The 4,947-nt window shown below is 45.8% G+C and carries 2 protein-coding genes and 1 other RNA gene; all 3 read left to right on the plus strand.

What is annotated here, in order from left to right; all coding sequences use genetic code 11:
* Positions 1–472 precede the first annotated feature (472 nt).
* Positions 473–805, plus strand: an RNA gene (gene rnpB / locus PGW94_RS04360) — RNase P RNA component class A.
* 176 nt (positions 806–981) lie between these two features.
* Positions 982–3,993, plus strand: coding sequence for a phosphoribosylformylglycinamidine synthase subunit PurL (locus tag PGW94_RS04365; RefSeq protein ID WP_271759013.1), 3,012 nt, complete (start codon positions 982–984; stop codon positions 3,991–3,993).
* A 352-nt stretch (positions 3,994–4,345) separates the two neighbouring features.
* Positions 4,346–4,852 carry a 2-amino-4-hydroxy-6-hydroxymethyldihydropteridine diphosphokinase gene (folK, locus tag PGW94_RS04370; RefSeq protein WP_271759014.1) on the plus strand — a complete coding sequence of 169 codons (507 nt, stop codon included), beginning with the start codon at positions 4,346–4,348 and terminating at the stop codon, positions 4,850–4,852.
* The last annotated feature ends 95 nt before the right edge of the window (positions 4,853–4,947 follow it).

The following is a 4,947-nucleotide window of genomic DNA, read 5'->3' on the forward strand; positions in this document are numbered from 1 at the left end:
AGGCACAGGCACAGGCACAGGCACAGGCACAGGCACAGGCACAGGCACAGGCACAACATCATGCAGTATACCTGCTCACATATCTACATAAATGTTTGAGTTCTCCGGAGCAATGGCTATTTTGGCGCATGCTGTGTCTACAGCCTACGGCACACAGGATAACAGAATGACTATCACGGAAATTTGCTACAGGACATCTTACGCGTTACAGCCACTCCGTAGTGCCCGGTGGCTCGCAGATTGCCCAATGTGGACACCTACCAATTAACGTGCTAGTGCAAATATCTCACCCTTGCCTTACACAACAACCCAACACGCTTGTTGCCATTTCTCCAAAACCTTGTGGTGCGTAGCATCTTAATCGTCATAGCATGCCCAACATGCTGATTCTGCCCGTAGAAACTTGCTGCAACAAAGAAATTCGCGCTACAAGTATCTTGTGCCGCAGATTCTATTGCGATAGACTTTGCTGTCAGGTGGAGTCGTAGTTGCTGTGTCTCACACAGAGGAAAGTCCGGACTCCAAGGGAAGATGGTGGCAGGTAACTCCTGCCGGGGGTAACTCCAGGTTAGGGCCACAGAAAATTACCGCCTCGTAAGAGGTAAGGGTGAAAAGGTGCGGTAAGAGCGCACCGTACTCGTGGTAACACGTAGTAGCAAGGTAACCACTACCAGGAGCAAGGCTAAGAAGGGCATTGTGTCTTCTCTCACTTATTGCCCGGGTAAGCTGCATGAGATGTGTAGCGATACACATCCTAGATGAATGACTACAAAACACAGAATCCGGCTTATCTTCACCTGACACCTTTTGCATGGCACTGCTCATTTGCTTTCTGCCTTTATCACGTGCTGAGTGTCAAATCCGCGTTTTCACGATCTTGAGACTACATCTTCATCCAAAGACTAATGGTTTTTCATTATCTTAGTGTGTAAAAACTCAGTATCTGCAATAATGCTGCAAAGCAAATTTTTCGTTTATAGAATGATAGTCAGTATCACGATTGATAGCGTATTGCAACGCGACAGGAAGCAAGTTTACACAGTCCACCTCCCACACGAAATCTCGCCTGAAAATGTGCTGCTAATCGGCAAGTTGCTATCACATAAGACTACAGACCGGTTCTATGCTTTTGTTTACGAAGATGGTGTGTATGACTCAGATACTCCGGGCTATCGCAATATTGTCACTAAGAAGCCATATGACCTGTTTGATATTTTCGCAGCATCATCTTCTGCAGAAATCGCGTACCTTCCTGGAATGACCGATAACGTAGGAAAAACCGCAGCACAGATCATTAGCAATTACTTGAAAATTGAGGACGTCCGCGTCCATGCCTCAGAAATTTCATTCCATGAAACTCACGTGCCCCGACCGCCGAGTTATAATCCGTTGGTCAAATACTGCAAATTAGTCAGTAAAAATAAGGAGGCTGAAACGTTCAATGTGACGTTTTTGGGAGCAAAATACATAGATGCTGTCAATAACACTATAAAGGCTCCTAAGACATCTCCACACCCCATACCGTATCTCAATGCGGGCTACATAGATAGCGGTATAGGCTTTGAAACAAGCGTATGCAGAGTAGATTTGCATGTCACTGACGATGAGCTAATCAATATAAGCGAAACCGGTATACAGAATAGAGGGGCGTTAAATTTGTCTCTGGAGGCCTTAAAGGCTATAAGAACATATTTTGACAAGGAAAAAAGGGCCCCAAACGACATAGAGTTAGAAACACTGGCGCAAACATGGTCTGAGCACTGCAAACACAATATATTTTCTGCTTCCATAGATGAAATAAGCAGTGGCCTTTACAGGCATTACATAAAGCGTGCCACAGAGGAAATAAACTCCCCTATTTGCGTGTCAGTGTTCTCTGATAACGCAGGTGCAATAGTATTTGATGACGATTTCCTTGTGGTTGACAAGGTAGAAACACATAATAGCCCATCTGCATTGGATCCTTTTGGCGGCGCTGAAACTGGTGTACTGGGCGTCAATAGAGACATAATCGGGTTCGGCCTAGGAGCAAAGCCCGTGATGAATGCCTATTACTTTTGCTTTGCCGAACACCTGGATCAGCCTCTCCATAGGGACAAAGAATGTACAGAGAAAATTCTTCCTCCCAAAGAAATAATGGATGGCGTGATAATGGGCGTAAACACCGGAGGAAATTGCTCTGGGATCCCTACTGCAGTAGGTTCTATGTACTTTCACAGCGACTTTTGCGGTAAACCGCTGGTCTTTGTAGGTAGCACAGGCATTATACCAAGAAATATTGGAGGGTCTCCATCACACATAAAGACTGTTCAAGATGGAGACTACATTGTGGTCATTGGCGGCAGAGTGGGACGAGACGGAATACACGGAGCGACGTTTTCGTCTCATGCACTGAAGGAAAATTTCAGCAGTACCGTAGTACAAGTCGGGAGCCCTATAACACAGAAAAAGCTTTCGGATGCCATTATAAAAGAGGCTCGTGATAGAGGACTGTATAACGCGATTACTGATAACGGAGCCGGAGGTCTTTCCTCCTCCGTGGGAGAGATGGGCATCAACGGTTTTACAGTAGAGCTGGAAAAGGTACCCCTAAAGACGAAAAATATCATGCCCTGGGAAATATGGGTTTCAGAATCTCAAGAAAGAATGACTCTTGCTGTCCCACAGGACAAGTACGATGCTCTGGCAGAAGTAATGCACAAACACGACGTTGAAATCAGCATTATTGGCCGGTTCAACTCCACAAGACGTGCCATTGTCAGGTATAACAACGAAGTGATTATGGATATTGATACGGAGTTCTTACACAACGGACACCCTAAACAACAGTTGCACACGGAAAAGTGGGAGCGCAACACACAGCCTGCAACACAGATCGCCGATACAAGCGTAGAGGAAGATCTACTTCATATTATGGGGCGCAAAAATGTCTGCAGTAGAGAGTTTCTAGTATCCCAATATGATCACGAAGTACAAGGTACTTCCGTGATAAAGCCACTACATGGCAAGGGCAACATTTGCGCAGATGCAGTTGTTTTGAGACCAGTTCTGTCTTCAACACGGGGTATAGTAAAGGCACAGGGCCTGGGGTGTGTGTATTGTGAAATAGACCCATATTGCATGGCGGCATGTGCTATCGACACTGCGATACGGAACCATGTGGCTACTGGAGGAAACATTGAGCACATGGCGTTAATAGATAACTTTTGCTGGTGCGATGCCACAAACCCTAAAAGACTCTGGCAGTTAAAATTAGCGGCCAAGGCTTGCTATGACTATGCAGTTGCCTTTGGCACGCCATTCATATCCGGGAAGGACAGCATGTTTAACGATTTTAAGGGGTATGATGCAAAAGGTAACACCGTACATATTTCGGCCCCTCCCACCTTGCTCATCTCAACTCTGGGCGTAATAGAGGATGTACGCAACGCAGTTACACAGCACGTGAAGGGGCCTGGGGCTCTCATATATATCCTAGGCATGACATATAACGAATTGGGAATGTCTGAGTACCAGTTATACAGCGGCAAAGGTAACTTGTGCGTGCCTAAAGTCGATGCTAAAAGTGCTAGGCTGTTATACAAAAAATTCCACGAGGCTACGTTATCAAAAGTCATTGCTTCAGCAATCGCTCCAGGGTTAGGTGGCATAGCAGTTAGTCTGATAAAATCACTGATAGGTGGGGGATTAGGCGCGGAGATAGATCTACGTTCTGTGCCAACTGATGGCATAACCCTAGACGATCTTTGGACAAGAGCCGTCCTTTTCTCAGAATCTCAAAGTAGAATAATAGCGTCAGTGGAGTTGGAAAAACAACGCGAGTTTGAGGAAATATTTGCTGATGTGCCCCATGCACTAATAGGAAGATCTATACCTGAGTATGTGCTCAAGATACATGGTGTAGTAGACATGCCTATAGAGCCCTTGGAAGCTCGTTATAAGGAATTCAGTATGAGCCAATATAAGGGACGCGCTGTATGGGCTTCGAACTAGGATTCTCCCCATCGCTCAACGTTATTCTGCACTGCAAAACATGCAAAGCCCTGCGTACCCCTGTGTGCAATAATATGCAGTAGTTCATAGCGCGGCACCATAGGCTCGAAGTAAGATCGCTTGCAGATATTCTTGGGTTTCGTACCTGAAATATACACAAATGGTGGAATATTACTCCGGTACTCCCTACTGCACGTCTTTCCATGGGGTATAGAGTTTGCTAACCAAATGCGTCATGTACTTACACGCTGTGACAAACTAAATTTAAACCCTATAATATACCCTGTAGTAGCGCGGGTATGATGAACAAGCTTTCGCTCCCTTATCGTCTTGAAAAGTTATTTGGATAAGTATGGTGGTGTTAGCCCTAGGTAGCAACGTAGGAAATAGGCTAGAAAACCTACGAAAAGCCGCTATGCTTCTCCCACTAGACGGTAAAGAGTTCTCGCCTATATACGAAAGCAGGGCTTTGCTTCCCTCAGGAGCACCAAGTTGGTGGGATACTCCCTTTCTCAACGCAGTGATCTCGGGTGGTACAAACCTGTCTCCCACAAGTCTTCTAAAATGCGCAAAGCAAATTGAGTACTCACTAGGTCGGTTTGACCACGAGTTTTGGGGCCCTAGAACCATAGATATTGATTTGGTACTATGGGAAAACACGATACTCGACAGTGATGCCCTCACCCTTCCCCACAAGCTTATGCATACTAGGGACTTCGTTCTTGTCCCAACATGCGATATATGTCCCCAATTTTCCCATCCTGTACTGACTATGTCTATAGAAGCACTACTATTAGCGCAGAAAAACGTGGAGACTGTGAAAAAACATCCACGATCATATCTGAGTCAACGTATATAGCGCGCTCCGCTGCAAAACGACATACGATTTTTGCGCCACTCCGCTCCTCCACCATGCTGATACTCTCCTCCTACAGACTTAGCCAGGTGACCTGC

This window comes from Candidatus Anaplasma sp. TIGMIC, from assembly GCF_028204095.1.
GTDB lineage: Bacteria > Pseudomonadota > Alphaproteobacteria > Rickettsiales > Anaplasmataceae > Anaplasma.

Excerpts from the sequence above, each read along its gene's own strand:
- PGW94_RS04365 (WP_271759013.1), top strand. The coding sequence starts at position 982 with ATGATAGTCAGTATCACGATTGATAGCGTATTGCAACGCGACAGGAAG.
- folK (WP_271759014.1), top strand. The coding sequence starts at position 4,346 with ATGGTGGTGTTAGCCCTAGGTAGCAACGTAGGAAATAGGCTAGAAAAC.